The sequence below is a fragment of the Pseudomonas sp. CMR5c genome (genome assembly GCF_003850545.1).
GTDB lineage: Bacteria > Pseudomonadota > Gammaproteobacteria > Pseudomonadales > Pseudomonadaceae > Aquipseudomonas > Aquipseudomonas piscis.
Window position 1 is genome coordinate 4,964,687 of the sequence record NZ_CP027705.1, and the last position, 25,059, is coordinate 4,989,745.

The 25,059-nt window shown below is 62.3% G+C and carries 22 protein-coding genes and 4 tRNA genes; 11 read left to right on the forward strand and 15 right to left on the reverse strand.

Translation table 11 applies throughout. The annotated features are described in order from the left end of the window. The first annotated feature begins 114 nt into the window (after positions 1–114). Complete coding sequence (locus tag C4K40_RS22670; RefSeq protein WP_022640191.1) at positions 115–1,923, forward strand: bifunctional diguanylate cyclase/phosphodiesterase; 1,809 nt, start codon at positions 115–117, stop codon at positions 1,921–1,923. On the opposite strand, the gene C4K40_RS22675 is transcribed toward C4K40_RS22670, so the two are convergent. The 5 genes from C4K40_RS22675 to C4K40_RS22695 all read right to left on the reverse strand — a co-directional run bounded on the left by C4K40_RS22675 (position 1,892) and on the right by C4K40_RS22695 (position 4,587). Beyond that, on the reverse strand, positions 1,892–2,290 hold the full coding sequence (locus tag C4K40_RS22675; RefSeq protein ID WP_022640192.1) for a hypothetical protein: 399 nt from the start codon (positions 2,288–2,290) through the stop codon (positions 1,892–1,894). The genes C4K40_RS22670 and C4K40_RS22675 overlap by 32 nt on opposite strands. Then, a complete protein-coding gene (locus C4K40_RS22680) occupies positions 2,291–2,662 on the reverse strand; it encodes a hypothetical protein (RefSeq protein WP_003179080.1) in 372 nt (123 codons plus the stop codon). Beyond that, positions 2,659–3,000 carry a helix-turn-helix transcriptional regulator gene (locus C4K40_RS22685; RefSeq protein ID WP_031320291.1) on the reverse strand — a complete coding sequence of 114 codons (342 nt, stop codon included), beginning with the start codon at positions 2,998–3,000 and terminating at the stop codon, positions 2,659–2,661. Before C4K40_RS22685 ends, C4K40_RS22680 begins: the two co-directional genes overlap by 4 nt. Before the next feature lie 95 nt (positions 3,001–3,095). After that, positions 3,096–3,572 carry a YkvA family protein gene (locus tag C4K40_RS22690; protein WP_053133293.1) on the reverse strand — a complete coding sequence of 159 codons (477 nt, stop codon included), beginning with the start codon at positions 3,570–3,572 and terminating at the stop codon, positions 3,096–3,098. Positions 3,573–3,864: 292 nt separating this feature from the next. Further along, entirely contained in the window at positions 3,865–4,587 is a 723-nt protein-coding gene (locus C4K40_RS22695) for an FKBP-type peptidyl-prolyl cis-trans isomerase (protein WP_053133296.1), read from the reverse strand. Between the two features lie 267 nt (positions 4,588–4,854). Between C4K40_RS22695 and C4K40_RS22700 the strand changes: the two genes are divergently transcribed. Both C4K40_RS22700 and C4K40_RS22705 read left to right on the forward strand, forming a co-directional pair. Next, positions 4,855–6,663: a di-heme-cytochrome C peroxidase gene (locus C4K40_RS22700; RefSeq protein ID WP_172681650.1), complete on the forward strand. Its 1,809-nt coding sequence runs from the start codon at positions 4,855–4,857 to the stop codon at positions 6,661–6,663. Continuing rightward, positions 6,660–7,829 (forward strand): catalase family protein, encoded by a 1,170-nt coding sequence (locus C4K40_RS22705; protein ID WP_053133299.1) that lies wholly within the window; start codon positions 6,660–6,662, stop codon positions 7,827–7,829. Before C4K40_RS22700 ends, C4K40_RS22705 begins: the two co-directional genes overlap by 4 nt. A gap of 135 nt (positions 7,830–7,964) precedes the next feature. On the opposite strand, the gene C4K40_RS22710 is transcribed toward C4K40_RS22705, so the two are convergent. The 4 genes from C4K40_RS22710 to C4K40_RS22725 form a co-directional block, all read right to left on the reverse strand. Next, a tRNA-Asp gene (locus C4K40_RS22710) sits at positions 7,965–8,041 on the reverse strand. A gap of 19 nt (positions 8,042–8,060) precedes the next feature. Further along, a tRNA-Val gene (locus tag C4K40_RS22715) sits at positions 8,061–8,136 on the reverse strand. Between the two features lie 188 nt (positions 8,137–8,324). Next, positions 8,325–8,401: transfer RNA gene (locus C4K40_RS22720), tRNA-Asp, on the reverse strand. A gap of 20 nt (positions 8,402–8,421) precedes the next feature. Continuing rightward, positions 8,422–8,497 (reverse strand) — tRNA-Val (locus C4K40_RS22725). 160 nt (positions 8,498–8,657) lie between these two features. Here C4K40_RS22725 and rdgC point away from each other — a divergent pair. The 3 genes from rdgC to sugE all read left to right on the forward strand — a co-directional run bounded on the left by rdgC (position 8,658) and on the right by sugE (position 11,053). Beyond that, on the forward strand, positions 8,658–9,578 hold the full coding sequence (gene rdgC, locus C4K40_RS22730) for a recombination-associated protein RdgC (protein ID WP_022640197.1): 921 nt from the start codon (positions 8,658–8,660) through the stop codon (positions 9,576–9,578). A 75-nt stretch (positions 9,579–9,653) separates the two neighbouring features. Then, a complete protein-coding gene (locus C4K40_RS22735; protein WP_053133302.1) occupies positions 9,654–10,619 on the forward strand; it encodes a bile acid:sodium symporter family protein in 966 nt (321 codons plus the stop codon). Positions 10,620–10,735: 116 nt separating this feature from the next. Further along, positions 10,736–11,053, forward strand: coding sequence for a quaternary ammonium compound efflux SMR transporter SugE (gene sugE, locus C4K40_RS22740; RefSeq protein ID WP_053133305.1), 318 nt, complete (start codon positions 10,736–10,738; stop codon positions 11,051–11,053). A 63-nt stretch (positions 11,054–11,116) separates the two neighbouring features. Here the strand turns inward: sugE and C4K40_RS22745 are convergent, their stop codons facing one another. From C4K40_RS22745 to C4K40_RS22755, 3 genes are all read right to left on the reverse strand, one after another. Continuing rightward, on the reverse strand, positions 11,117–12,991 hold the full coding sequence (locus C4K40_RS22745) for an MFS transporter (RefSeq protein WP_053133308.1): 1,875 nt from the start codon (positions 12,989–12,991) through the stop codon (positions 11,117–11,119). An 82-nt stretch (positions 12,992–13,073) separates the two neighbouring features. Beyond that, complete coding sequence (locus C4K40_RS22750; protein WP_022640201.1) at positions 13,074–14,225, reverse strand: TDT family transporter; 1,152 nt, start codon at positions 14,223–14,225, stop codon at positions 13,074–13,076. Between the two features lie 108 nt (positions 14,226–14,333). After that, complete coding sequence (locus tag C4K40_RS22755) at positions 14,334–14,645, reverse strand: cupin (RefSeq protein WP_022640202.1); 312 nt, start codon at positions 14,643–14,645, stop codon at positions 14,334–14,336. Between the two features lie 187 nt (positions 14,646–14,832). Between C4K40_RS22755 and C4K40_RS22760 the strand changes: the two genes are divergently transcribed. Next, on the forward strand, positions 14,833–15,792 hold the full coding sequence (locus C4K40_RS22760) for a GlxA family transcriptional regulator (RefSeq protein ID WP_053133311.1): 960 nt from the start codon (positions 14,833–14,835) through the stop codon (positions 15,790–15,792). Positions 15,793–15,805: 13 nt separating this feature from the next. On the opposite strand, the gene C4K40_RS22765 is transcribed toward C4K40_RS22760, so the two are convergent. Continuing rightward, on the reverse strand, positions 15,806–17,008 hold the full coding sequence (locus tag C4K40_RS22765; protein ID WP_053133314.1) for an MFS transporter: 1,203 nt from the start codon (positions 17,006–17,008) through the stop codon (positions 15,806–15,808). A gap of 93 nt (positions 17,009–17,101) precedes the next feature. Here C4K40_RS22765 and C4K40_RS22770 point away from each other — a divergent pair, with 93 nt between their 5' ends. Continuing rightward, positions 17,102–17,674, forward strand: a complete 573-nt coding sequence (locus C4K40_RS22770; RefSeq protein ID WP_022640205.1) for a TetR/AcrR family transcriptional regulator — start codon at positions 17,102–17,104, stop codon at positions 17,672–17,674. 117 nt (positions 17,675–17,791) lie between these two features. Beyond that, positions 17,792–21,265 (forward strand): PAS domain-containing hybrid sensor histidine kinase/response regulator, encoded by a 3,474-nt coding sequence (locus C4K40_RS22775; protein ID WP_053133317.1) that lies wholly within the window; start codon positions 17,792–17,794, stop codon positions 21,263–21,265. Between the two features lie 15 nt (positions 21,266–21,280). Here the strand turns inward: C4K40_RS22775 and rmuC are convergent, their stop codons facing one another. Next, positions 21,281–22,648: a DNA recombination protein RmuC gene (gene rmuC, locus C4K40_RS22780; RefSeq protein ID WP_172681656.1), complete on the reverse strand. Its 1,368-nt coding sequence runs from the start codon at positions 22,646–22,648 to the stop codon at positions 21,281–21,283. A 175-nt stretch (positions 22,649–22,823) separates the two neighbouring features. Continuing rightward, the gene (locus tag C4K40_RS22785; RefSeq protein WP_083456928.1) at positions 22,824–23,147 is read right to left on the reverse strand and encodes a sel1 repeat family protein; all 324 of its coding nucleotides are present in this window, start codon (positions 23,145–23,147) and stop codon (positions 22,824–22,826) included. 866 nt (positions 23,148–24,013) lie between these two features. On the opposite strand from C4K40_RS22785, the gene C4K40_RS22790 reads away from it, so the two are divergent. After that, complete coding sequence (locus C4K40_RS22790; RefSeq protein ID WP_053133323.1) at positions 24,014–24,238, forward strand: hypothetical protein; 225 nt, start codon at positions 24,014–24,016, stop codon at positions 24,236–24,238. Positions 24,239–24,509: 271 nt separating this feature from the next. Beyond that, positions 24,510–24,992, forward strand: a complete 483-nt coding sequence (locus tag C4K40_RS22795) for a hypothetical protein (RefSeq protein ID WP_053133326.1) — start codon at positions 24,510–24,512, stop codon at positions 24,990–24,992. Positions 24,993–25,059: the final 67 nt, after the last annotated feature.

The window sequence follows — 25,059 nt, forward strand, 5'->3', positions numbered from 1 at the left end:
GGCAATTTAATTCGAGCGCTCCTCGGAGCGTCATCAAATAGTCATCATTCTGTCGTGAAATAAAGGACTGGGGGCCACGCGCACCCGGTCCTTTTTTTATCGACAGAGATCGCCATGACCACGACCGAACAGCTCAGTGCATTGAGTTCAATCCTGGCTCAAAGCGGTTTGCACAGCCTGTTCCAACCAATCATTTCCCTCTCGGAACGCCGCATCCTCGGCTATGAAGCCTTGAGCCGCGGCCCCTCCAACAGCCCGCTGCATTCCCCAGTCGCCCTGTTCGCCGTCGCCCGCCAGGCCGGCCGCCTGAGCGAACTGGAGATCGCCTGCCGCCATAGCGCCTGCCGGCGTTTCAGCGAGCAGTTGCTGCCTGGCAAGCTGTTCCTCAACGTTTCCCCCGAATCCCTGCTGGAAGCCGCCCACCAACCCGGGCGCACCCTGCAATTGCTGCAAGACTTCGGCATCCCTCCCAGCCAGGTGGTGATCGAACTTACCGAACAGACTCCCATCGACGACTTCCAACTGCTGCAGAATGCCCTGCACCACTATCGCGACATGGGTTTCTCCATCGCCCTGGATGACCTGGGGGCCGGATATTCCAGTCTGCGCTTGTGGTCGGAGCTGCGACCGGACTACGTGAAGATCGATCGCCATTTCATCGACGGTATCCACCAGGATGCGCTCAAGCGTGAGTTCGTCGGATCGATCCTGCAGATCGCCAAGGCCTCCCGGGCCAAGGTGATCGCCGAAGGCATCGAGCTGGCCGAGGAACTGGCGGTGCTCACCGAGATGGGCGTCGACCTGGTCCAGGGTTATCTGCTGTGCCGACCCCAGGAACAACCGTCCCAGGATGCCTGGGCAATGATGCCCAAGCACGACAACACCAGCGTGGCCTTGAATGACGAAGGCAGCGACCTCAGCGCCCTGCTCAACGACCAGCCGGCGGTGGCACGCAACACGCCCACGGCCAACGTGCTGGAGGCCTTTCGCCGCCAGGCCAATCTCAACTCCCTGGCGGTTCTTGACGAGCAGGGCCAGCCCTGCGGAATCGTCCACCGACATTCGCTTTCCGATGCCCTGCTCAAGCCATTCGCTACCGACCTGTTCGCCCGCAAGCCCATCAGCCGGCTGATGAACGACGACTTCCTGGCCGTCGAGCTGACCCAGTCGCTGCAACAGGTCAGCCGACTGATCACCAGCCGCGCCAGGCAACGCATCGAGGAAGATTTCATCATCACCCTCAATGGCCATTACCTGGGGCTGGGGCGGGTGATCGATGTGCTCAAGCTGATCACTGAACTGAAGATCCAGCAGGCTCGCTACGCCAACCCCCTGACGCTGCTGCCGGGCAACGTCCCCATCCAGCAATGCCTGACCCGCTTGCTCCAGCAGGGGCGCGAATCGGTGATCTGCTATGTGGATATCGACAGTTTCAAGCCCTTCAACGACATCTACGGCTACGGCCGCGGCGATGAGGTGCTGCTGTGCCTGGCACAATGCCTGAATGACCGGGTAGACCCGAGCCGCGACTTCGTCGGGCATATCGGCGGGGATGATTTCTTGCTGGTGCTGGGACCGGAAGACTGGCGCAAGCGGCTGAACCAGTTGCTGGACGACTTTCACAGCCAGTGCCGGCGCTTCTATCGCAGCGAACACCTGGAAGCCGGTTGCTTCGTGGCGCCCAACCGCCAGGGAATTCGCCAGGAATTCCCCTTGCTGTCACTGTCCATCGGCGTAGTGCACCTGTATCCACAGGCCTGTGGGCAACTGGACTCCAGCCAACTGGCGGAGCTGGCCTCCCAGGCCAAGCACCATGCCAAGAACGTCCAAGGCTACAGCGTGCACGTGATCGACAGCCTGGAAGCCCTGGCCCGCCAGCGCAACGAAAACCTCAGTGCTGCGGACCTAGCTGCTCCAGCTTGAGGCTGGCCAGGGGATGTCCGGCCTGGGCCGAAAGTTTCCACCAGCGAGCCGCTTCGACAGCATCGGGTTCCTTGCTGGCCGAGCCGGCCAGGCTGATCACCCCAAGCTGGTAGGCAGCCTTGGCATCGCCGGCCAACGCAGCCAGGCGCAACAGGCGGATCCCCTCCTCCCGTGCCCCGAGCCCCTGGCCACGGAAAAGCAGGATATGGCCATAGAAGCTCTGCGCGCCCACATCGCCCAGGTTGGCCATGCGCGCATACTGCCCCTCCATCCAGCGCCAGCTACGGGGCTGGCGGATGAACCAGGGCCAGTGAAACAACCGGCGCGCCAGCCAATAGCCGGCCCGCGCCTTGAATCGCCAGAACATTCAAGCCTCCGCTGATTCGGGATATTCGTACTCGAACACTCGCACCACTTCCGAGGCATGCCAGGACGCTGCGGCAACACCATCGGAAGGTCCGGAAAAACGCCCCAGGCGCTCCACGCACTCGAAGAATCCGGTACGCGGCAGGCGGCTGGCCCCCTGGCTGATGACCAGGGAACTGCGCAGCGGCTGCTCGGCTCGTGCATCCAGGGCGGCCAGGTGCTCCAGCGCGGCCGTCAGGGTCTGCATCGCCGGACTGGGCAACTGCAAGCGCTCCAGCAATGCACGGTAGGTTAAGAGATGACGTTGTCGTCGGGCTTGATCCAGCTCACCCAACAGCCCATCCCAGTGCTGACGACTGATCCTTACACTCACGATTGCTCCCTCCACCCCGGCACCGTCAGTTCCCAGGCCAGGCTGCGGCGAATAGCAGCGTCAGGTTGACGCTCGCCACTTTCAATCAAGGCCAGGTAGGACGGGCTGATGCCTACTTTGCGGGCCAGCGCCTCGATGGCGATGCCCTTCCCTTCGCGTAGATTGCGTAATTGATCCAGGCCCGGAAGACTCTGGGCCGGTGTCGCCGCCTGAGAGACTGCAGCGGCTTGCGGTGCGTTTTCGGTGAGACCTGCGGCTTTCAACAACGCTTGATACTGAGCCCACGGCAGAACCGCATATTCGGGTTCGCCATCGCGTTCAATAATCTGGATATCCATCACCACCCCGTAGGACTACGACACTTAACGAGTCGGAATTTTCCTTAGAAGTGTAATCCTAACAGCGATGGCGGTCGCGCAGAGCATGATTGTCGTCAGGTAACGGGGCCGTTACCGGAGGTGCTCCCCGCCCCCTCCAGACGCAATTGTTCGGGGGTGTCCGGCAGCCGTTCCACTACCGCCAGCTTTTCCGGGGCCTGGCGATTGCGCCAGGCGCGGAAGGCATCCAGCTCATCGCCCAGGGTCTTCATCAGCCAAGCCAGCACGGCGATGTCATCGAGCATGCCGAACACCGGCAGGAAATCGGGAATCGCATCCAGCGGGCTGAGGAAGTACATCAGGCCGGCGACCACCGACAGCAGCGCCTTGGGACTGATCGCTCGGTACTCGCCCCGCCAGTAGGCCAGGCACAACGCCTGCAACAGACGCAGGTCTTCCTTGACCTTGCCCAGGCGCTCGCCCTGGAAAACGCCCTTGCTCGCCACGGCGAACAACAGCGTCGGCAAGCGGCCACGACTCAGGAGCCGAGCGGCCAGGGGCAGGAAGCGGGCAAAATTCCAGGGTGCTTTCATCTTCACTCCCACTGAAATGTTATCCACACAAATTGTGGATAACCTTGTGAACAGAGCTCCTTTTCAGCGCTGAAAGCCCCGTCTCACAAGGGCTGAGCTCAGATCGGGCGTTTTTTACTCACATAAAAAAACCCATAATTTCATTGACTTGGCAGGCTCCAGCGACTAGCTGCTGGCGCTCCTCTGTTCTGACTGCCGACAATGCCGCCAGTTCGGATTTTTTACCATTACCAGCCTGTAGAAACGACAACGCCCCGTAAGAACGGGGCGTTGTTGCAGACGTTGCAGCAGATTACTTGGCTGCGTCTGGCTTGTCTTGCTTGGCCGGATCCTTGATACCCAGCAGTTCCAGCTCGAACACCAGCACCGAATTGGCCGGGATCGCCGGGCTTGGGCTCTGGGCGCCATAGGCCAGGTCGCTAGGAATGTACAGCTTGTACTTCTCGCCGACGTGCATCAGTTGCAGGCCTTCGACCCAACCCGGGATAACGCCGCTGACTGGTAGATCGATCGGGCTGCCACGCTCAACCGAGCTGTCGAACACGGTGCCGTTGGTCAGGGTGCCGGTGTAATGCACGGTCACCACGTCAGTCGGCTTGGGCTGCGGGCCATCGGCCTTCTTCAGGACTTCGTACTGCAGGCCGGAAGCAGTGGTGGTCACACCAGTCTTCTTGCCGTTCTCTTCGAGGAATTTCTTGCCGGCGGCGGCCGACTCTTCACTCATCTTGGCCATGCGCTCTTCAGCACGCTTTTGCAATGCGGCAAAGGCCTCGATCAGTTCTTCGTCTTTGAGCTTCTGTTCTTTCTTGCCGACGGCATCTTCGATGCCCAGGGCCACGGCTTTGGAATCCAGGTCATCCATGCCTTCCTGGGCCAAGCTCTTGCCCATGTTCAGGCCGATGCCGTAGGAAGCTTTCTGAGCTGGGGTTTTCAGCTCTACGCTGGTCTGCGAGTCACAACCGGCGAGTACCAGGCTAACCAGGGCCACCGCCGCCGCCAACCGATGCTGTTTCATGCTATTTCCTTGTTCATGCGCCTAAAGGGCAATCGAATAAAGCCGCGAGCTTATCAGGCGGCCACGACCAATGGCTACCGGCATAAGAGCAGTAAACCGCTGATAAGTTCACGTCTTCAAACGCATTTCGTGGTGTGGGATATGCCCCGTCCGGATACATCGCGAGGCGTGTGAAAGAGCGCGAATAACCATAGCGCAAGTAATGGCTACTTGCCGCGTCAGATGCGCTCAGGCATAAGGAAGCGAAATTCGACAAGGAAGTACATCTTGCGCCTCATCTACCGTGTATTGCTGTTGATTGCCGTGCTGATCGGCATCGCCCTGGCCGTGGTCGCCTACTACACCGCCAATCCGAAGCTTCCCGACTATGTACCTGCCGAAAAAGTGCACTACCTGGACCAATGGGATGCAAAGGATCGCCAGGCGTATTACTTCACGCCCCAGGGCACCCAGGTCAAGGGCCTGCGCTATGACTGGTTCGTCGCCCTGGAACTGCCCTTTTCCGAGCAGTCCTTCGCCAATCCCGAATACCTGGCACGCTTCGGCTTCCTGGTGGAGCCTGGGCAAAAAGCCACGGCACAAAACCCCGGCAACCTGCCAGTAGGGTTCGCCCGCCACCAGAACCCGGGCAACCAGGAACAATACCTGGACATTACCTGCTCGGCCTGCCACACCGGCGAGCTGCGCTTCAATCACCAGGCCCTGCGGATCGACGGAGGCCCGGCCCAGCATGTGCTGCCATCGAGCGTGCCGACCCTGCGCGGCGGCAGCTTCGGCCAGGCCCTGGTGGCCAGCCTGGCGCTGACCTACTACAACCCGTGGAAATTCGAACGCTTCGCCCGCAAGGTGCTGGGGCCGGACTACGAGCAGCGGCACGAACAGTTGCGCAAGGACTTCAAGGTATCGCTGGACACCTTCCTGCGCACGGCCTGGAACGACACCCATCGCGGCCTCTACCCCACCGAGGAAGGCCCTGGCCGCACGGACGCGTTCGGTCGTATCGCCAACGCCAGCTTCGGTGATGCAATCTCCCCGACCAACTACCGGATCGCCAACGCTCCGGTGGACTATCCACAACTCTGGGATATCTGGACCTTCGACTGGGTGCAATGGAACGGTTCGGCGCAGCAACCCATGGCCCGTAACATCGGCGAAGCCCTGGGCGTGGGCGCGACCCTGAATCTGTTCGATGCCAACGGCCAGCCATTGACCGGTGAGGCGCGCTACCCCTCCAGCGTGCGCGTGCGCGATCTCAACCAGATCGAGGAAACCCTGCAACGCCTCAAGCCACCTGTGTGGCCGGAAGCCTTGCTGGGCAATATCGACAAACCCCTGGCCGCCAGGGGCCGTACCCTGTTCGCCAGCCACTGCGCCGGCTGCCATGTGCCCGCAGTCAGCGAGAACGACGGCCGACCGGTGCAACAGTTGAAGATGCTGCCGGTCTCGGTGATCGGCACCGACCCCAACTCGGCCAGCAACATCGCCGACCTGCGTTATGACCTGAGCGCCCTGCAATGGGACACCGCCGAGCTGGCCAAATCAAACGTCGAGCTGCATCCGGCCCCCACCGAGCCCCTGGACCTGCGGCAGATGTCGGCCGCCAAGGGCCTGGCATACATCACTGCTTTCGTCGAGGAGCGCGCCTATCGCGATGCCCAGGTCACGCCCGAGGAACGCCCAAGGCTGGATGGCTACGGCCTGCCGATCGGTGTACGCGAACTGCGTGCCTACAAGGCCCGTCCGCTGGCCGGAGTCTGGGCGACACCGCCCTACCTGCACAACGGTTCGGTGCCCAACCTCTATCAACTCCTGTCACCCCAGTCGGAACGCGCAACGACCTTCTACCGCGGGACCTTCGAGTACGACCCCAAGCACCTGGGCTATCGCCCGGAAGCGTTCAAGAACGGCTTCGAATTCGATACCCGAATCAGCGGCAACCACAACAGTGGCCACGAATTCCGCGCTGGCCAGCGGGGCAATGGAGTCATAGGCCCGCTATTGCAGCCTGAGGAGCGCTGGGCGCTGCTGGAATACCTGAAAGTGCTGGGCGGACCGCTGGAGTCGCAACTGCCATGAAACTCGATCTTGCAAGCAAACGCCCTTCCCTGCCGGGCCGGCTCTGGCTGCGCCTGGGCGCGCTACTGGGCAAGCTGCTGTTGCTGTCGTTGGTGCTCGGCCTCTCGGGCTGGGCCCTGGCCAGTATCTGGTTCGCCTGGCAGCACCGCGGCCCGGTCGCCGCACAGGAACAGATTCCCGCAGACGAGGCGGCGCGCACCCAGGACATCATCCAGACCGCCGTGCGTATCGTCGACCAGCATCGCGAGGGCACTCGCTACCTGCGCGACGCCCATGCCAAGGCCCATGGCTGCGTGAGGGCCGAAGTCCAGGTGCTCAAGGACCTGGCCCCGGAACTACGCCAGGGGGTCTTCGCCAACCCGGGGCAAACCTGGCAGGCCACGGTGCGCCTGTCCAATGGCAATGCCTACCCGCAGTTCGACAGCATTCGCGATGCGCGAGGCATGGCGCTCAAGCTGCACGAGGTCCCCGGACGGCAGTTGATGGCTTCGGAGGCAGCGCGCCAGGAACAGGATTTCGTGATGTTCAACCATCCGAACTTCTTCGTCAGCGACGTGGCCGAGTACCAGCAGAACATCGCGGCCCAGGCCGACGGCAAGAAAGTCGGCGCCTTCTTCCCCGCCTGGGACCCGCGCACCTGGCAGGTCCGCCATTTGTTCATCGCCCTGGCGACCCTGGCGCCAGCACCGGCCAGCCCGACCCAGACCACCTACTTCTCGGTCTCGCCCTACAAGTTCGGCAAGGCCAACGCGAAGTTCCGGGTGATGCCGGACCCAGATAGCTGCCCGACCTACAATTTGCCGGCACAGAACCAGGACCTGCCCAACTTCCTGCGCAGCGCCCTGGTCCAGCAACTGTCCACGGACCGCGCCCCTGCATGCTTCGTCCTGCAGATCCAGCGTCAGGATCCGAACCGTTTCATGCCGATCGAAGACACCAGTATCGAATGGAAGGAAGCGGACGCGCCCTTCGAAACCGTGGCGCGAGTGACGATTCCCGCCCAGGATTTCGACACTCCGGCGCAGAACCTCGCCTGCGACAACCAATCGTTCAACCCTTGGTTCGGCGTGGAAGCCCATCGCCCCATCGGCGGCATCAACCGCCTGCGCAAGTCGGTGTACGAGGCCGTCAGCGACTACCGCCATAGTCGCAACGCCGAGCAGTAGGCGCACAAACGAAAAAAGCGGCCCCAAGGGCCGCTTTTTTCATTCAAGCACTGGGTAAACCCCAGACAGCAAAAAGCCCGCGTTGAGCGGGCTTTTCGTGGTGACCTGGCGTTCAGTGTTCCAGGTTACCGAATATGGCGCAGCGGACGGGACTCGAACCCGCGACCCCCGGCGTGACAGGCCGGTATTCTAACCGACTGAACTACCGCTGCGCGTAGCGTTGAAAGTAAGTGGTGGGTGATGACGGGATCGAACCGCCGACATTCTGCTTGTAAGGCAGACGCTCTCCCAGCTGAGCTAATCACCCTTTACCTTCGTTGCGGGGCGCATTATGCCACAGAAATTCATAAAGTGTTGATTTAATTGATATTTTTATCAAAAAAATCTGAATCCCCATGGTTTGCCGCACTACCCGCAAAACCTCTTACAGCAAAAAGCCCGCGTTAGCGGGCTTTCCGTGGTGACCTGGCGTTCAGTGTTCCAGGTTACCTAATATGGCGCAGCGGACGGGACTCGAACCCGCGACCCCCGGCGTGACAGGCCGGTATTCTAACCGACTGAACTACCGCTGCGCGTAACACTATCGAACGAATGGTGGGTGATGACGGGATCGAACCGCCGACCCTCTGCTTGTAAGGCAGATGCTCTCCCGGCTGAGCTAATCACCCTTCTCGTTCGGTGTGGCGCGCATTCTACGGAGCAGCCTGCACTCTGGCAAGCACTTTTTATAATAATTTTTTCAGCCCTTCCAAAGGCTTAGCGAAGGGTTGGCCTGAGCGGCAGCGAAGAGAATAATGCCCTCCTTTGTATAAAGGAGAGATTCACCCCATGTGGTTCAAAAACCTGTTGATCTATCGCCTGACCCAAGATCTGCCCGTTGATGCTGAGGCGCTGGAAACTGCACTGGCGACCAAACTGGCGCGTCCCTGTGCAAGCCAGGAGTTGACCACTTACGGTTTCGTCGCCCCTTTCGGCAAGGGCGAGGATGCTCCTCTGGTGCACGTCAGCCAGGACTTCATGCTGGTGGCGGCACGCAAGGAAGAACGCATCCTGCCCGGCAGCGTGGTCCGCGACGCGGTCAAGGAGAAGGTCGAGGAGATCGAGGCCGAACAGATGCGCAAGGTCTACAAGAAGGAGCGCGACCAGATCAAGGATGAAATCATCCAGGCCTTCCTCCCCCGCGCTTTCATCCGCCGTTCTTCGACCTTCGCCGCCATCGCGCCGAAACAGGGCCTGATCCTGGTGAACTCGGCCAGCCCCAAGCGTGCCGAAGACTTGCTCTCCACCCTGCGCGAAGTACTCGGCACCCTGCCGGTCCGGCCGCTGACGGTGAAGACCGCGCCGACCGCGATCATGACCGACTGGGTCAAGACCCAGCAGGCCGCCGACGACTTCTTCGTCCTCGACGAATGCGAACTGCGCGATACCCACGAAGACGGCGGCATCGTGCGCTGCAAGCGCCAGGACCTGACCAGCGAGGAAATCCAGCTGCACCTGAGCACCGGCAAGGTGGTCACCCAACTGTCCCTGGCCTGGCAGGACAAACTCTCCTTCGTGCTGGACGACAAGATGGTGGTCAAGCGCCTGAAGTTCGAAGACCTGCTGCAAACCCAGGCCGAGGAAGATGGTGGCGACGAGGCCCTGGGCCAACTCGATGCCAGCTTCACCCTGATGATGCTGACCTTCGGCGAGTTCCTCCCGGCGCTGTTCGAGGCCCTGGGCGGCGAAGAGATCCCGCAGGGCATCTGACGCCCTGACCGGACAGCCCATCGCACCAGACGCCACCGCCTTCGGTGGCGTTTTCATATATATGAGGAACAGGCCATGCGCGCACTGGCTGCACTGAGTCGCTTCGTCGGCAACACCTTCGCCTACTGGGTGCTGGTCTTCGCGGTACTGGCGTTTTTCCAGCCGACCTGGTTCATCGACCTCAAGGCCGCCATCGTGCCGCTGTTAGGCGTGGTGATGTTCGGCATGGGCCTGACCCTGAAGCTCGAGGACTTCGCCGAAGTCGCCCGCCATCCCTGGCGAGTGGCCCTGGGGGTGGTGGCGCATTTCGTCATCATGCCCGGAGTGGCCTGGGCGCTTTGCCAGGTATTCGAGCTGCCACCCGAGATCGCCGTCGGGGTGATCCTGGTCGGCTGCTGCCCGAGCGGCACTGCGTCCAACGTCATGACCTGGCTGGCCCGGGGCGACCTGGCCCTATCGGTGGCCATCGCCGCCGTGACCACCCTGCTCGCGCCATTGCTGACGCCTGCCTTGATCTGGCTGCTGGCTTCGGCCTGGCTGCCGGTGTCCTTCATGGAGCTATTCTGGTCGATCCTGCAAGTGGTGTTGCTGCCGATCATGCTCGGCGTCATGGCCCAGCGCTTGCTGGGCCAGCGGGTACGGCATGCGGTGGAGGTGCTGCCGCTGGTGTCGGTGGTGAGCATCGTCATCATCGTCGCCGCGGTGGTCGCCGCCAGCCAGGCGAAGATCGCCGAGTCCGGACTGCTGATCATGGCCGTGGTGATGCTGCATAACAGCTTCGGTTTCCTGCTGGGCTATTTCACCGGGCGCCTGTTCAAGCTGCCGCTGGCCCAGCGCAAATCCCTGGCGCTGGAGGTCGGCATGCAGAACTCCGGTCTCGGAGCCGCCCTGGCCAGTGCGCACTTCTCGCCATTGGCAGCGGTGCCCAGCGCCCTGTTCAGCGTCTGGCACAACATTTCCGGCGCGTTGCTCGCGACCTTCCTGCGCCGCATGGACGAACCCGGCGACACCAAGGAGCAAGCACCAAACGCCAGTGCCTGAAAAACCTCCGCTACCCTGGTTGATTTGCGCAGTATAATGCGCAACGCGGGGACGACCCTGCAGCTCGAGTCGAGTGAGTATTTCCGGGGACGACCCCATCAACCAATGAGGTCAGCATGTCCTGGATCATTCTGTTTTTCGCCGGCCTGTTCGAAGTGGGTTGGGCGGTTGGCCTGAAGTACACCGATGGCTTCAGCCGCCCACTGCCCACCGCCCTGACCATCCTCGCCATGGCCATCAGCCTGGGCCTGCTGGGCCTGGCCGTGAAGGAGCTGCCGCTGGGCACCGCCTATGCCATCTGGACCGGCGTCGGTGCGGTGGGAACGGTGATCGCCGGCATCATCCTGTTCGGCGAGTCCATGGCCCTGGTGCGCCTGGTCAGCGTGGCCTTGATCATCCTTGGCCTGGTGGGCCTGAAAGTCAGCGCCGCCTGACAACCCCCGCACACAAACAACAACGCCCGCGACATCGCGGGCGTTGTTTTATCCACCGATCACTCAGCGTCGCGTGCCCCGCAGCTCGCCCACCACCGCCTGCAACTGGGCCGGTTCCGCCGCCTCCACCGTAACCGGCGAGCCAGCCACCAGGGTGATCCGCGACCAGAAACGATGGAAGAACCCCTTGTTCGGGTCGCGGCTGAAGAAGCTCCCCCACAGCCCCTGCAAGGCCAAGGGAATCACCGGCACCGGGGTTTCCTCGAGAATCCGCGTCAAACCACCCTTGAACTCGTTGATCTGGCCATCGGCGGTCAGCTTGCCCTCCGGAAAGATGCACACCAGCTCACCATCGCGCAGGTACTCGGCAATCTTCTTGAAGGCCTTTTCGTAGATCTCCAGGTCCTCATGGCGACCGGCAATGGGAATAGTCCCGGCAGTGCGGAAGATGAAGTTCAGCACGGGCAGGTTGTAGATCTTGTAGTACATCACGAAGCGAATCGGCCGACGCACCGCGCCCCCAATCAGCAGTGCATCGACGAAAGACACATGATTGCACACCAGCAACGCTGCGCCCTCATCGGGGATCTGCTCCAGGTTGCGATGCTCCACACGGTACATGGAATGGCTGAGCAGCCAGATCATGAAACGCATGCTGAACTCGGGCACCACTTTGAAGATGTAGACGTTGACCGCGATGTTGAGCAGCGACACCACCAGGAACAGATGGGGAATGCTCAGCTTGAGCATGCTCAGCAAGACGATGGAAACCAGCGCCGAGACCACCATGAACAGCGCATTGAGGATGTTGTTGGCGGCAATCACCCGCGCCCGCTCGTGCTCCGGAGTCCGCGACTGGATCAGGGCGTACAGCGGCACGATGTAGAAGCCACCGAAGATCCCCAGGCCCAGGACATCCAGCAATACCCACCAGGCATGGGCGAAGCCCAGGACCTCGAGCCAGCCATGGCCGGTGGCGCTCTCTGGAATACCGCCGGAATGCCACCACAGCAACAGGCCGAACACCGTCAGCCCCAGGGAACCGAACGGCACCAGGCCGATCTCGACCTTGCGCCCCGAGAGCTTCTCGCAAAGCATCGAGCCCACCGCGATGCCCACCGAGAACACGGTGAGGATCAGGGTCACCACCGTCTCGTCGCCGTGCATCCATTCCTTGGCATAAGCCGGGATCTGGGTCAGGTAGATGGCCCCGACGAACCAGAACCAGGAGTTGCCGACGATCGAGCGCGACACCGCCGGCGTCTGGCCCAAGCCCAGGCGCAAGGTCGCCCAGGACTGGCTGAAGATGTTCCAGTCAAGGCGCAGTTGCGCAGAGGCCGCGGCCGCCCGGGGAATGGCCCGACTGGCCAGGTAACCCAGCACCGCGACGCCGATCATGGCAGCCGAGACGATCGCCGCGTAATGCTCCGAGGACATCATGATCCCGGCGCTTATGGTGCCCGCCAGGATCGCCAGGAAAGTCCCCATCTCCACCAGGCCGTTGCCGCCCACCAGCTCTTCTTCACGCAGGGCCTGGGGCAGGATCGAATACTTGACCGGGCCGAACAGCGCCGAGTGAGTTCCCATGGCGAACAGCGCCAGCAGCATCAACGACAGGTGATCGAAGGCGAACCCCACGGCCCCCACCACCATGATCACGATCTCCCCCAGCTTGATCAGGCGGATCAACGCATCCTTGGCGAACTTCTCGCCGAACTGCCCGGCCAGCGCCGAAAACAGGAAGAACGGCAGGATGAACAGCAGTGCGCAGAGGTTGACCCAGATCGAGCGGTCGCCCTCGATGCTCAGCTTGTAGAGGATGGCCAGGATCAGCGACTGCTTGAAGATATTGTCGTTGAAGGCGCCGAGGGACTGGGTGATGAAAAACGGCAGGAAACGCCGCTTGCGAAGCAAGGTGAACTGCGAGGGGTGACTCATCTTCCGTGTTCCTGAGTGGCGAGGATACTGTTATTGGAATGCCGAACATCGATCCAGGCCACACCTTACCTGTGTTTGCCGATTATTTATGTAGGCCGGCAATGCATGGCGAGACAAATAGCTCTCCTTTATAGGCTCCCTGCAGCGTGCGCTTGGCGACGATCAGCCACATCACCGCCAGGGCCGCCACCAGCACCGCCCCCACCACATTGAAGAAACCCAGGTGCAAAGTGCTGCCCAGCTTGAGGGTCGCCAGCGAGTACACACCCAACGGGAAGGTGAAACCCCACCAGCCGAGGTTGAAGGGAATGCCTTCGTTCAGGTAGCGCCGGGTGATCAGCACTGCCATCAGCATCCACCACAGGCCGAAGCCCCACAGGGTCAAGCCAGCCACCAGCCCCAGTCCGGCGGCGATCTCACCGATGCCTGGCAAGCCATTGGCGGCGAAGATCGCCGGGGCGTCCGCACCCAGCACCAGCATGCCCAGGGCGCCGGTACCGATCGGGCCCAGGGCCAGCCAGCTGGAGGCGGCCATGCTTTCATGGGGCAGCTTGTGCAGTGCCATGCGCAGCAACAGGATGGTCAGGATGCTGAACGCCACCGGCAGCGAGAAGGCCCACAGTACATAGCTGGTGCTCAACATCACCAATTGCGCGTGGGTATCGGCCAGATGCGGAGCCAGCAACCCGCCGCTGGCCGCAGCCACCTCGGCCGCCACCACGGGCAGCAGCCAGACTGCGGTCATCTGGTCGATGCTGTGCTCCTGGCGGGTGAACATCATGTAAGGGATCAGCACTCCGCAAGCCAGGGACATGGCCACATCCAGCCACCAGAGCACTTGGGCCGGCAGCAGCACCGCATCGCCCCAATGGCCACGACCGAACAGCAACAAACCGTTGATGATGGTCGCCAGCCCCATGGGAATGGTGCCGAAGAACATCGAGACCGTGGAGTGTCCGAATATCCGCCGTGCCTCATCGAAGAACATCACCCAGCGTGCGGTGTACATCGCGCTGAACAACAGGAACAGGGCAATGGTCAGCCACCAGAAGCCCTCCGCCACCAGGCGCAGCCCAGGGACCTGGGCAGGCCATTGGGCCAGGGCCAGGGCCAGGACGCCGGTGCCCATGGTGGCGGCGAACCAGTTGGGGGTGAATTGGCGAATGGCTTCGCGGGGGTGTTGCAGATGGCTCAACGGCCGGCGGCCGGCCTTGACGCTTTGGCTACATGTCACGATGGGGTCTCCTGTCCTCGGAAGAGGTTGAGCCCATGGTAGAACCTAATCGAATATCTATATAACGGGTAATTTCTCTATCTGTTATCTATTTTATAGATATAGACCCTAGACGCTGCCTTCGGATTCGATCACCAGCACCCGAGCGACACCCTGAGGATGAGCCACGTGCTCAGTTCCCACACAGGCATGGAAGATATCGCCCACCTCCAGCAATACCGCCTGTTCCAGACCATTGTCGCGATAGCGCATCTGCACCCGGCCATCCAGCACCACGAAAACCTCCTCCCCCGCATTGACGTGCCAGCGGTAGGGCTGGTCGGTCCAGTGCAGGCGCGTACTGATGCCATTCATGCAGGCGATATCCAGGGCCGCCCAGGCGCGCTCGCCGACAAAGTCGACACTGCGAATGACCTTCATGAGCGGCCCTCCACACAAGCGGCGAAGCCCAGTCCGGGGCAATGCGAAAAGCAAAAGATCCAGGCCATGCCGGCCTCCTCGAGAGCAGGAAACGAGTGCCAATGCTGAGCCAGGGCAATGCGACAAAGTAGTGGCCCAATAGCCACGCTTCGATAGAATCAGGCCAATTTTTCCGAGCACCTGCGACATGCACAAGCCCATCCGCATTGCGGTGATCGCCTTTGACGGCATCAGCCCGTTTCACCTCTCGGTACCGTTGCTGGTGTTCGCAGAACAAAACCAGCAACTCGAGCTGCCGAGCTTCCAGGTGCGGGTCTGCGCATTTGAACAGCCGCCGCTGCGCACTTCGGCCGGCTTCGATATCACTGCCCACCATGATCTGGATGAACTGCACGAGGCCGATGTGATTGTCATGCCGTCCTGGCGCGATAGCCTCGAGCGACCGCCACAGGAGTTGCTCGACGCCCTGTACCACGCCCACGGGCGCGGGGCCCGGTTGCTGGGGTTGTGCCTGGGAGCCTTCGTCCTGGCGGAGACCGGTCTGCTGGACGGCCAGCCGGCCACGACCCACTGGCGCTGGGCGCCGGTCTTCGCCCAAAGGTATCCCCGGGTAGCCCTGGATGCCGATGTGCTGTACGCCGAAGCCGGCAACCTGCTGACATCCGCCGGCACTGTCGCCGGCCTGGATTGCTGTCTCTACCTGCTGCAACAGCTCTGTGGGGCGCAGACCACCCACAAGCTGGCCCGGCACCTGGTGATCGCCCCGCATCGCTCCGGCGGCCAGGCGCAGTTCATCGAACGCGCCATGCCCAAGGGTGGCGAACGGGATCGCATGGCGCCGCTACTGCAATGGCTGGAACAACACTTTGCCCAAGAGCACTCCCTTAACGACCTGGCCGCACGGGTGGCCATGAGCCGGCGCTCGTTCACCCGACACTTTCGCCAGCTGACCGGCACCACAGTCGGCCGCTGGCTACTCGGACGACGCCTGAGCCATGCCCAACGCCTGCTGGAAACCAGCCAGCAGGGCATCGAGGCCATCGCCCTGACTTCGGGTTTTACCAGCGCCCTGTCGATGCGCCAGCACTTCACGAGTGTGTTGCAGCTTTCTCCTTCGGCCTACCGGGCGCAATTTCGCCGCTCTTGAAATGCCGGGCTCATCACCCTGGTTCGCCACAAGCCACCACCGGGCGCTGGCGCAGCAAAACCAGCAAGGCCCCCAGGGACAAAAGGATCAGCACCGCGCCGTAACCATCGGTGGTGGCGACCAGGCCGAAGCTGCGGGCCAGCCCTCCAGCCAGCAATGCCGGCAGGCAGAACGCCAGGTAGCTCAGGACATAGAACGCCGACAGCAGCCCGGCTCGCTCGTGGGGCAAGGCCAGGGGCACCACACTGCGCAGAGCGCCGAGGAAACCGCCACCGAAACCGCTGCCCAGCACCAGGGTGCCGAAGAAGAACAGCGGCAGGCTGGCGCTGTGCACCGCCGCCAGGATCAGCGCCATGCCCAGGGCCAGCAACCCGGCCCCCAGGCGCAGGACCCCAGCGGGATGCCGTTCGCGCAGGGTGTAGATCATCACCGCACCGCTGAGCGTCAGCACGGCGACCAGGCCGCCGCCGATCAGGTTCGAGGTGGAACCGGTGGCGGCCCGCACCAGGGACGGCGCCAGGGATAGATAGAAGCCACCCACCGCCCAGACCGCCACATCCACCGGTAGCGCCAGCCATAGCGCGCGCCGCGCCTGCACCGGCACATGCAGGGTCGGGCGTAGCGAGGCCCAGGCTCCGGGTTGCGCGCTGACACTTTCCGGCAGGCGCCAGAGGTACAAGGCCTGCGCCACGAACAAGCCCAGGAGCAGCCAATAGCTCAATTGCAACGGCAGCGGCGCGAACTCCACCAGCACGCTGGCGCCCATGGCTCCGCAGGCCATGCCCAGCAACGGCGCAATGCTGTTGACCAAGGGGCCCTGCCGGCGATCGGTATCCAGCAGCGCGGCCCCCAGGGCACTGGTGGCCATGCCGGTAGCGAAACCCTGGACCATGCGTGCGGCGATCAGCCAGTACACGCTGCTTTCATTGATGAACAGCAGCATCGCCAGGATATTGAGCAGCAGGCCGGCAAAAATCACCGGCCGGCGCCCCAGGTAGTCCGATAACGAACCTACCGTCAGCAACGCCGCCAAAAGGCTCATGGCATAGACGCCGAAGACCAGCGTCAGCATCGCCGGAGAAAAATGCAGGCGTTGCTGGTACAGGTGGTACAAGGGAGTCGGCACGCTGGACGCAGCCAGGAAACCGAGCAGGGTCACGGCCAGGAACAACAGGCTGCAACGATTGGACACGCGAGTGTCGATAGCACCAGGCATAAGGCACGCTCCACTAAAGCTAATATTTTGCTTTTGCGGAGTGTGCTACTGCCAGGCGCTTAAAGCAAATTCTTTGTGTTAAGGTTCGACCCCATGGCTATCAAAGAAGGTTTACGCCCAGGCGGCCGCAGCGCCCGGGTCCAGGAATCCATCCACCGGGCAGTGCGCGAGCTTCTTGAAGAACAAGAACGCTCGACCCTGACCGTCCCGCAGATCGCCGCTCGCGCCGGCGTCACCCCCTCGACCATCTACCGACGCTGGGGCGACCTGGCAACCTTGCTCGCCGACGTTGCCCTGGCCCACATGCGCCCGGACAGCGAGCCGGCAAATACCGGCAGTTTGCGTGGCGACCTGCTGGCCTGGGCCGAACAGTACCTGGATGAAATGAGCTCCGAGCCCGGACGCAACATGATGCGCGACGTCCAATGCAGCGCCACCCCGGGTTATTGCGCGACCATCCTCGGCGGCCAGCTGCAGATCATCCTCGACCGTTATCGAACCAGCGCAGGCAAACTGCCGGACGTGGATCGGCTGCTGAACCTGATCGTGGCGCCCACGGTGTTCCGCATCCTGTTCGCCGCCGCGCCCCTCCAGGCCCAGGAGCTTCAAGAGCTGGTCGATATCGCCCTGGGTCCGGCTTGCGAAACCCGCTCCCAGCCAGGCTGAACCGCCCCTGCGACATCAGGCCGCGCTGATACCTTGGTCGACACTGACGACGACTCGACATCGTGCCAGACTGTCTGGCCGGGCTGACGTGCCCGGAGCATCTGTTTCGGAGTTCCCATGTCGTTGTCCAGCGGGCTGATTGCAGCCGTTGCCCTGGCCTATATGGCCATCATGTTCGCCATCGCCTTCTACGGCGACCGCCGCAGTGCGCCCCTTCCGCCGCGCGTGCGGGCCTGGGTGTACAGCCTGTCGCTGGCGGTGTATTGCACCAGCTGGACCTTCTTCGGCGCCGTGGGCCAGGCCACCGAACAACTCTGGGCTTTCCTGCCGATCTACCTGGGACCGATCCTGCTGCTGGTATTCGCCCCCTGGGTACTGCAGAAGATGGTGATGATCAGCAAGCAGGAGAACATCACCTCCATCGCCGACTTCATCGCCGCCCGCTACGGTAAATCCCAGTCCCTGGCAGTGGTGGTGGCGCTGATCTGCCTGGTGGGGGTGCTGCCCTACATCGCCCTGCAACTCAAAGGCATCGTGCTCGGGGTCAACCTGTTGATCGGCGCCGGCGCCGATACCATGGGCACCCGCGCCCAGGACACGGCGCTGATCGTGTCGCTGATCCTGGCCCTGTTCACCATCGTCTTCGGCACTCGCAACCTGGACGCCACCGAGCACCACCGGGGCATGGTGCTGGCGATCGCCTTCGAATCCCTGGTCAAGCTGTTCGCCTTCCTCGCGGTGGGAGTGTTCGTCACCTACGGCCTGTACGACGGTTTCGACGATCTGTTCAGCCAGGCCATGCTGGCCCCGCGCCTGGAGCAGTATTGGGAAGAAACCGTCAACTGGCCGTCGATGGTGGTGCAGACCGGAGTGGCGATGATGGCGATCATCTGCCTGCCCCGGCAGTTCCACGTCACCGTGGTGGAAAACATCGAGCCCCAGGACCTGCGCCTGGCCAAATGGGTTTTCCCGGCCTACCTGGCCCTGGCCGCGCTGTTCGTGGTGCCCATTGCCCTGGCTGGGCAGATGCTCTTGCCCAGCAGCGTGTTGCCGGACTCCTTCGTCATCAGCCTGCCCTTGGCCCAGGCCCATCCGGCCCTGGCTCTGCTGGCCTTCATCGGCGGCGCCTCGGCGGCCACCGGCATGGTGATCGTCGCCAGCGTGGCGCTGTCGACCATGGTCTCCAACGACATGCTGCTGCCCTGGCTGCTGCGGCACAACAATGCCGAACGTCCGTTCGAAGTGTTCCGCCACTGGATGCTCTCGGTACGCCGGGTGAGCATCGTCGTCATCCTGCTGCTGGCCTACGTCAGCTACCGCCTGCTGGGCTCCACCGCGAGCCTGGCCACCATCGGCCAGATCGCCTTCGCCGCCGTGACCCAGCTGGCGCCAGCCATGGTCGGCGCGCTGTACTGGAAACAGGCCAACCGCCGTGGCGTGTTCGCCGGCCTGGCCGCCGGCACCTTCATCTGGTTCTACACCCTGGTACTGCCGCTGGCGGCCCATAGCCTGGGCTGGTCGCTGAACAGCTTCCCGGGCCTGGCCTGGTTGCACAGCAACCCGCTGAACCTGCCGATCACGCCGCTGACCCAGGGCGTGGTGCTGTCCATGGCCGGCAACTTCACCCTGTTCGCCTGGGTTTCGGTCCTGTCGCGCACCCGGGTTTCCGAGCATTGGCAAGCCGGGCGCTTCATCGGCCAGGAAATCAGCGGTCGCCTGAGTTCGCGCTCGATGCTGGCGGTGCAGATCGACGACCTGCTAAAGCTGGCCGCGCGCTTCGTCGGCGAAGAACGCGCCCGCCAGAGCTTCATTCGTTTCGCCTACCGCCAGGGCAAGGGCTTCAACCCGAACCAGAACGCCGACGGCGAATGGATCGCCCACACCGAACGCCTGCTGGCGGGCGTACTGGGGGCTTCATCGACCCGGGCGGTGGTCAAGGCAGCCATCGAAGGCCGGGACATGCAGCTCGAGGACGTGGTACGCATCGCCGACGAAGCCTCCGAGGTCTTGCAGTTCAACCGTGCCCTGCTGCAAGGCGCGATCGAGAACATCAGCCAGGGCATCAGCGTGGTGGATCAGTCCCTCAAGCTGGTGGCCTGGAACCGGCGCTACCTGGAGCTGTTCAACTATCCCGAGGGGCTGATCAGCGTCGGCCGGCCGATCGCCGACATCATCCGCCACAATGCCGAGCGCGGCCTGTGCGGCCCCGGCGAAGCGGAAGTGCACGTGGCCAGGCGCCTGCACTGGATGCGCCAGGGCCGCGCCCACACTTCCGAGCGATTGTTCCCCAATGGCCGGGTGATCGAGCTGATCGGCAACCCCATGCCCGGCGGCGGCTTCGTCATGAGCTTCACCGACATCACCCCGTTTCGCGAGGCCGAACAGGCCCTGACCGAAGCCAACGAAGGCCTGGAACAACGGGTGGCGGAACGTACCCATGAACTGTCGCAACTCAACGCCGCGCTGATCGAGGCCAAGGGCACTGCCGAATCGGCCAACCAGTCCAAGACCCGTTTCCTGGCCGCGGTCAGCCATGACTTGATGCAACCGCTGAACGCCGCGCGACTGTTTTCCGCCGCCCTCTCCCATCAGGAAGACGGCCTGTCCGCCGAGGCCCAGCAACTGGTGCAGCACCTGGACAGTTCGCTGCGTTCGGCCGAAGACCTGATCAGCGACCTGCTGGACATCTCGCGCCTAGAGAACGGCAAGATCACTCCGGAACGCAAACCCTTCGCCCTCAACGAACTGTTCGACACCCTGGGCACGGAGTTCAAGGTCCTGGCCCAGGAACAGGGCTTGCAATTCCGGGTGCGCGGCAGCCATCTGCGCATCGACAGCGACAGCAAGCTGCTGCGCCGGGTGCTGCAGAACTTCCTGACCAATGCCTTCCGCTACGCCAAGGGTCCGGTCCTGCTGGGCGTGCGCCGCCGTGGCGACTCGTTGAGCCTGGAAGTCTGGGACCGCGGGCCCGGCATTCCGCAGGACAAGCAGCAGGTGATCTTCGAGGAGTTCAAGCGCCTGGACAGCCACCAGACCCGCGCCGAAAAAGGCCTGGGGCTGGGCCTGGCGATCGCCGACGGCCTGTGCAGGGTGCTGGGGCATCCGCTACAGGTGCGCTCCTGGCCCGGCAAGGGCAGCGTATTCAGTGTCAGCGTGCCCCTGGCGCGCAGCGGCACCGTGGCTCCGGGCAAGGTTGCGGAGATCAAAGGGCAGTCGCTCAACGGCGGGCAAGTGCTCTGCCTGGATAATGAAGACAGCATCCTGATCGGCATGAACAGCCTGCTGACCCGCTGGGGCTGCCAGGTCTGGACCGCCCGCAACCGCGAGGAGTGCGCTGCGCTGCTCAAGGAAGGCATCCGCCCGCAACTGGCCCTGGTGGACTACCACCTGGACGATGGCGAAACCGGCACCGAGGTCATGGCCTGGCTGCGCACTCAATTGGGCGAACCGGTACCCGGCGTGGTGATCAGCGCCGATGGCCGCCCGGAGATGGTCGCCCAGGTGCATGCGGCAGGCTTGGACTACCTGGCCAAGCCGGTGAAGCCCGCGGCCTTGCGCGCCCTGCTCAGCCGGCACCTGCCCCTGGGCTGAAGCGCGCCGGACGACTCAGTCCGGCAGTTCCAGCTCGCGGCCATCGGCATCGGTCATGGCCCGCTCCAGCAGGTCCGCCGGCAAGCTCTTGCTGGCACGCGCGCCGAGCAGCTTGAGCTGCTCGCTGCGGCTGATCAGGTTGCCGCGGCCCTCGGTCAGCTTGTTGCGTGCCGCCGCGTAGGCCTTGTCCAACTGCTGCAAACGATTGCCGACCTCATCCAGGTCCTGGATGAACAGCACGAACTTGTCGTACAGCCAGCCCGCCCGCTCGGCGATTTCCCGCGCGTTCTGACTCTGGCGCTCCTGTTTCCACAGGCTGTCGATCACCCGCAAGGTAGCGAGCAAGGTGGTCGGGCTGACGATCACGATATGCCGGTCGAAGGCTTCCTGGAACAGATTGGGCTCGGCCTGCAATGCCGCGGAAAAAGCGCCTTCGACCGGTACGAACAACAGCACGAAATCCAGGCTGTGCAAGCCTTCCAGGCGCTTGTAGTCCTTGCCGGCCAAGCCCTTGACGTGATTGCGCAGGGACAGCACGTGCTGCTTCAGGGCGGCCTGGGTGACCTGTGGGTCGTCACAGCCCACATACTGCTGATAGGCCGTGAGGCTGACCTTGGAATCCACCACCACCTGCTTGTCGCCGGGCAGCATGATCAGCACATCGGGCTGGAATCGCTCGCCATCCGGGCCCTTGAGGCTGACCTGGGTCTGGTATTCGCGGCCCTTTTCCAGGCCGGCATGCTCCAGCACCCGCTCGAGGATCAGTTCGCCCCAGTTGCCCTGGGTTTTCTGGCCCTTGAGGGCGCGGGTCAGGTTGGTGGCCTCATCGCTCAAGCGCAGGTTCAACTGCTGCAGGCGCTCCAGCTCCTTGGCCAGGGAAAACCGCTCGCGGGCCTCGGACTGATAACTCTCCTCCACGCGCTTCTCGAAGGCCTGGATACGATCCTTCAGCGGATCCAGCAACTGCCCCAGGCGCTGTTGGCTGGTTTCGGCGAAGCGCTGTTCACGCTCATCGAAGATCTTGCCCGCCAGCTCGGCGAACTGGGCGCGCAGTTCGTCGCGGGAGCCCTGCAGATCCGTGAGACGTTGTTGATGGCTGTCCTGCTGCTCGCGCAGCTCAGCGGCCAGCGATGCCGCCTGGGCATCCAGCCGGCGCAATTCGTGTTCCTTGGCAGCGCGCTCCAGGCTCCAGGCGTGGGCCGCATCACGGGCGTTGTCACGCTCGATCTGCAACAGCTCCACCTCACGGCCCAGAGCCGCCAGGTCCGCCTGCTTGAGGGCGTTGGCCTGGCTCAGATCGCTGACTTCATCGCGACTGGCATCCAGTTGCGCCATCAGCCCTTCCTGGGCCATCTGGGCAGTGGCCAGGCGTTCTTCCAGCAGGGACAGGTCGGCTTGGCTGGAACTGGCACGCCGCTGCAGTTGCCAGGCCAATGCCAGCAATGGCACCGCAGCCGCCGCCAGGCCAAGCAAGATGCTGGTCAAGTCCATAGCCATAGCGAGTCCTGACATCCAGAAAAGAAATGAAGGTTAACCAAGCCGCCAGGGGTTGGACAGCTCAGTCTTCGATCCGACCCAGCTCTTGCTGGGCGCTACGGTCGCCGGCGCGAGCCGCCTGGCGCAGCAGGTCATGACCGATACGGCGGTCCCGGGCATTACCGCATTCGCGGCACATCAACTGACCCAGCCGGCTCTGCGCGGCGACTACGCCTTGGCGGGCCGGCTGCTTGAGCAGGCGTCCGGCAAAGTGCTTGACGCTGGAGCTATGTCCAAGACGCGGATTGTCCAGCAACCACAGGGCAACCCGCAGGGAGAAACGCTTGGGTTCGGTAACACTTTCAGAGGTTGCGGTAACAGAGGGTGATACTGAGCGAAACTTCATAAAGCACTGTGGGGGCAGATCGGAAGGCGCGCCACTCTACTCCTTTTTTCGCCCGGGTAAAGCCCAAAAGACCCAGCACGCCCGTCCTAGAGCAAGCGCTTGGGACAATCCACAGAAGCTGTGGATAACTCAGTGGACAACCCCTCTTCAACCCTCGCAAAGCCCCATGAGACGGGCCTTCCAGTCAAACTGACGATTTTTTCACCAGCAAAAAAAAGCGATGTTTTTCATTGACTTAAATTCTCGAGACAGGCTAAGGGGCTAACTTCAGGCAAGGTGACAAGCGGGTGACAGGCTGCGCGATAAGTGTGCACAACCGTGCTGAAATTGACGCTGGCGGCGCACTCTTTTCGCACACGCCCCAAGCTGGGGGTTACACCGCCGGTTTCCCGACTCTCGATAAAAATTCACCTAGCACACTTGCGTTCCGCTCTTCAACTCAATACAATGCGCGCCGTTAGTACCAAGCTGAAAGTCAATTCTGGTCGAACAAGTCCCGTCGGCAGCACCTCGAAACGAGCAGCAAGCCAACATCCAGGACCGACCATCTCGCTGGTTTCCAGGTAAAACTCACCACTGCAGCGTCCTTGGAAAATTCTCCAGGCCGCGAGTGAGCTCCTTACTCTGACCGAACCAACCTGCAAATTGATCAGGATCTTCACCCTGGGCCCAGAACCTCTGCCCTTGTTGTGCTGCCTGACCTCCTAAGTACCTACCTGCCAGCCTTAGCGCAACTGTAATCAAAGCGCTGCAAACTGGCTGCTTTGTTCCAGACAGGTTCTTCGCCCGGCCCTTGGCGGCCAGCGTTACTGGAACGTTTTAACGTTGCACGGTTCTTATCCGTGTCATTTGTAGGAACAATAATTATGTCTAGTCAAATCCAGACTCAAAATGCCATTCGTACCCTGACCAACGCTTTTGCACCACTGAACTGCCTGATCATGGCAACCCGCAAAAACGGTTTCAGCTTCACCCTGGTCAACGAACATGGAATCGCCCGTCACAGCGAACGCTTGTATCCCGACCAGTACTCCAGCGCCGAGCCGCTGCAGGCCGTGATCGAGCGCACGCGCCAGGCCCTGGTGGCCTGATCCGGCAACCGCCGAAAAGCCCGAAGCCCCGCCACTATGCGGGGCTTTTTTATGACTTGTGATTTATCGGCGGCCTCGAGCGATCAAAGTACCAATCGATATAAGGTTTATAACAAGAGAACGGAAATATTTTAAAAACAGGCCTTTACAGCACAGATATGACACTACACTTCAACTCAAGCGGCCTGAACCGCTTCCGGCAAACCTGATCTTTCATTAGCTGCCAAGCGCCTTCAGGTTTCGCCGGCCATTTTCAATCCTCGAGGGCTTTATGGGTATCGCCGCCAGCGAGTTGTGCCGCTATGTGATACGCCCAACGCTGATGTACCTGGGTAGCCATAGCAAAACCGCTGAAGCCTTGTTATTGGGCATCGCCGCCAGCCAGTCAGAGCTGGGTTCGGCGCTGCACGATCGCCGTGGCCATGGGCTGTACCGCATCACCGAACCACGTCACCGGGCCCTCTGGGACCATTACCTGGCGCTGGACCCGGAACGAGCTAGTCTGGTTCGCGGATTGGCCAGCCAACATGCGTTTCTCAGCGGACCGCACCTGGAACTGACCGTCAACCTGCGCTACGCCACGGCGATCGCCTGGTTGCTGGTGGAAGAACAGCACACCGCGCTACCCGCTGCCGACGACTTGCTCGGCATGGCCCGTATCTGGAGGAAGACCTTTCAACCACAAGGACGCTTAAGAGACTTCACCTATGCCTGGCAAACCTGTGTTTCACCACTGAGCCAGGTGGCCTGCTGACGACGACTTTTACAAGATCAGAGAAAAAGCCTGATTTTGGTCGGATTGTCCTACAAAACCGCTCTAA

Bases quoted from the DNA above. Each gene is read 5' to 3' on its own strand.
- C4K40_RS22690 (WP_053133293.1), bottom strand. From the start codon at position 3,572: ATGAAAGCACCCTGGAATTTTGCCCGCTTCCTGCCCCTGGCCGCTCGG.
- C4K40_RS22675 (WP_022640192.1), bottom strand. From the start codon at position 2,290: ATGTTCTGGCGATTCAAGGCGCGGGCCGGCTATTGGCTGGCGCGCCGG.
- C4K40_RS22755 (WP_022640202.1), bottom strand. From the start codon at position 14,645: ATGAAGGTCATTCGCAGTGTCGACTTTGTCGGCGAGCGCGCCTGGGCG.
- sugE (WP_053133305.1), top strand. From the start codon at position 10,736: ATGTCCTGGATCATTCTGTTTTTCGCCGGCCTGTTCGAAGTGGGTTGG.
- C4K40_RS22685 (WP_031320291.1), bottom strand. From the start codon at position 3,000: ATGGATATCCAGATTATTGAACGCGATGGCGAACCCGAATATGCGGTT.
- C4K40_RS22735 (WP_053133302.1), top strand. From the start codon at position 9,654: ATGCGCGCACTGGCTGCACTGAGTCGCTTCGTCGGCAACACCTTCGCC.
- C4K40_RS22770 (WP_022640205.1), top strand. From the start codon at position 17,102: ATGGCTATCAAAGAAGGTTTACGCCCAGGCGGCCGCAGCGCCCGGGTC.
- C4K40_RS22775 (WP_053133317.1), top strand. From the start codon at position 17,792: ATGTCGTTGTCCAGCGGGCTGATTGCAGCCGTTGCCCTGGCCTATATG.
- C4K40_RS22760 (WP_053133311.1), top strand. From the start codon at position 14,833: ATGCACAAGCCCATCCGCATTGCGGTGATCGCCTTTGACGGCATCAGC.
- C4K40_RS22705 (WP_053133299.1), top strand. From the start codon at position 6,660: ATGAAACTCGATCTTGCAAGCAAACGCCCTTCCCTGCCGGGCCGGCTC.
- C4K40_RS22795 (WP_053133326.1), top strand. From the start codon at position 24,510: ATGGGTATCGCCGCCAGCGAGTTGTGCCGCTATGTGATACGCCCAACG.
- rdgC (WP_022640197.1), top strand. From the start codon at position 8,658: ATGTGGTTCAAAAACCTGTTGATCTATCGCCTGACCCAAGATCTGCCC.
- C4K40_RS22790 (WP_053133323.1), top strand. From the start codon at position 24,014: ATGTCTAGTCAAATCCAGACTCAAAATGCCATTCGTACCCTGACCAAC.
- C4K40_RS22695 (WP_053133296.1), bottom strand. From the start codon at position 4,587: ATGAAACAGCATCGGTTGGCGGCGGCGGTGGCCCTGGTTAGCCTGGTA.
- C4K40_RS22670 (WP_022640191.1), top strand. From the start codon at position 115: ATGACCACGACCGAACAGCTCAGTGCATTGAGTTCAATCCTGGCTCAA.
- C4K40_RS22785 (WP_083456928.1), bottom strand. From the start codon at position 23,147: ATGAAGTTTCGCTCAGTATCACCCTCTGTTACCGCAACCTCTGAAAGT.
- C4K40_RS22765 (WP_053133314.1), bottom strand. From the start codon at position 17,008: ATGCCTGGTGCTATCGACACTCGCGTGTCCAATCGTTGCAGCCTGTTG.
- C4K40_RS22745 (WP_053133308.1), bottom strand. From the start codon at position 12,991: ATGAGTCACCCCTCGCAGTTCACCTTGCTTCGCAAGCGGCGTTTCCTG.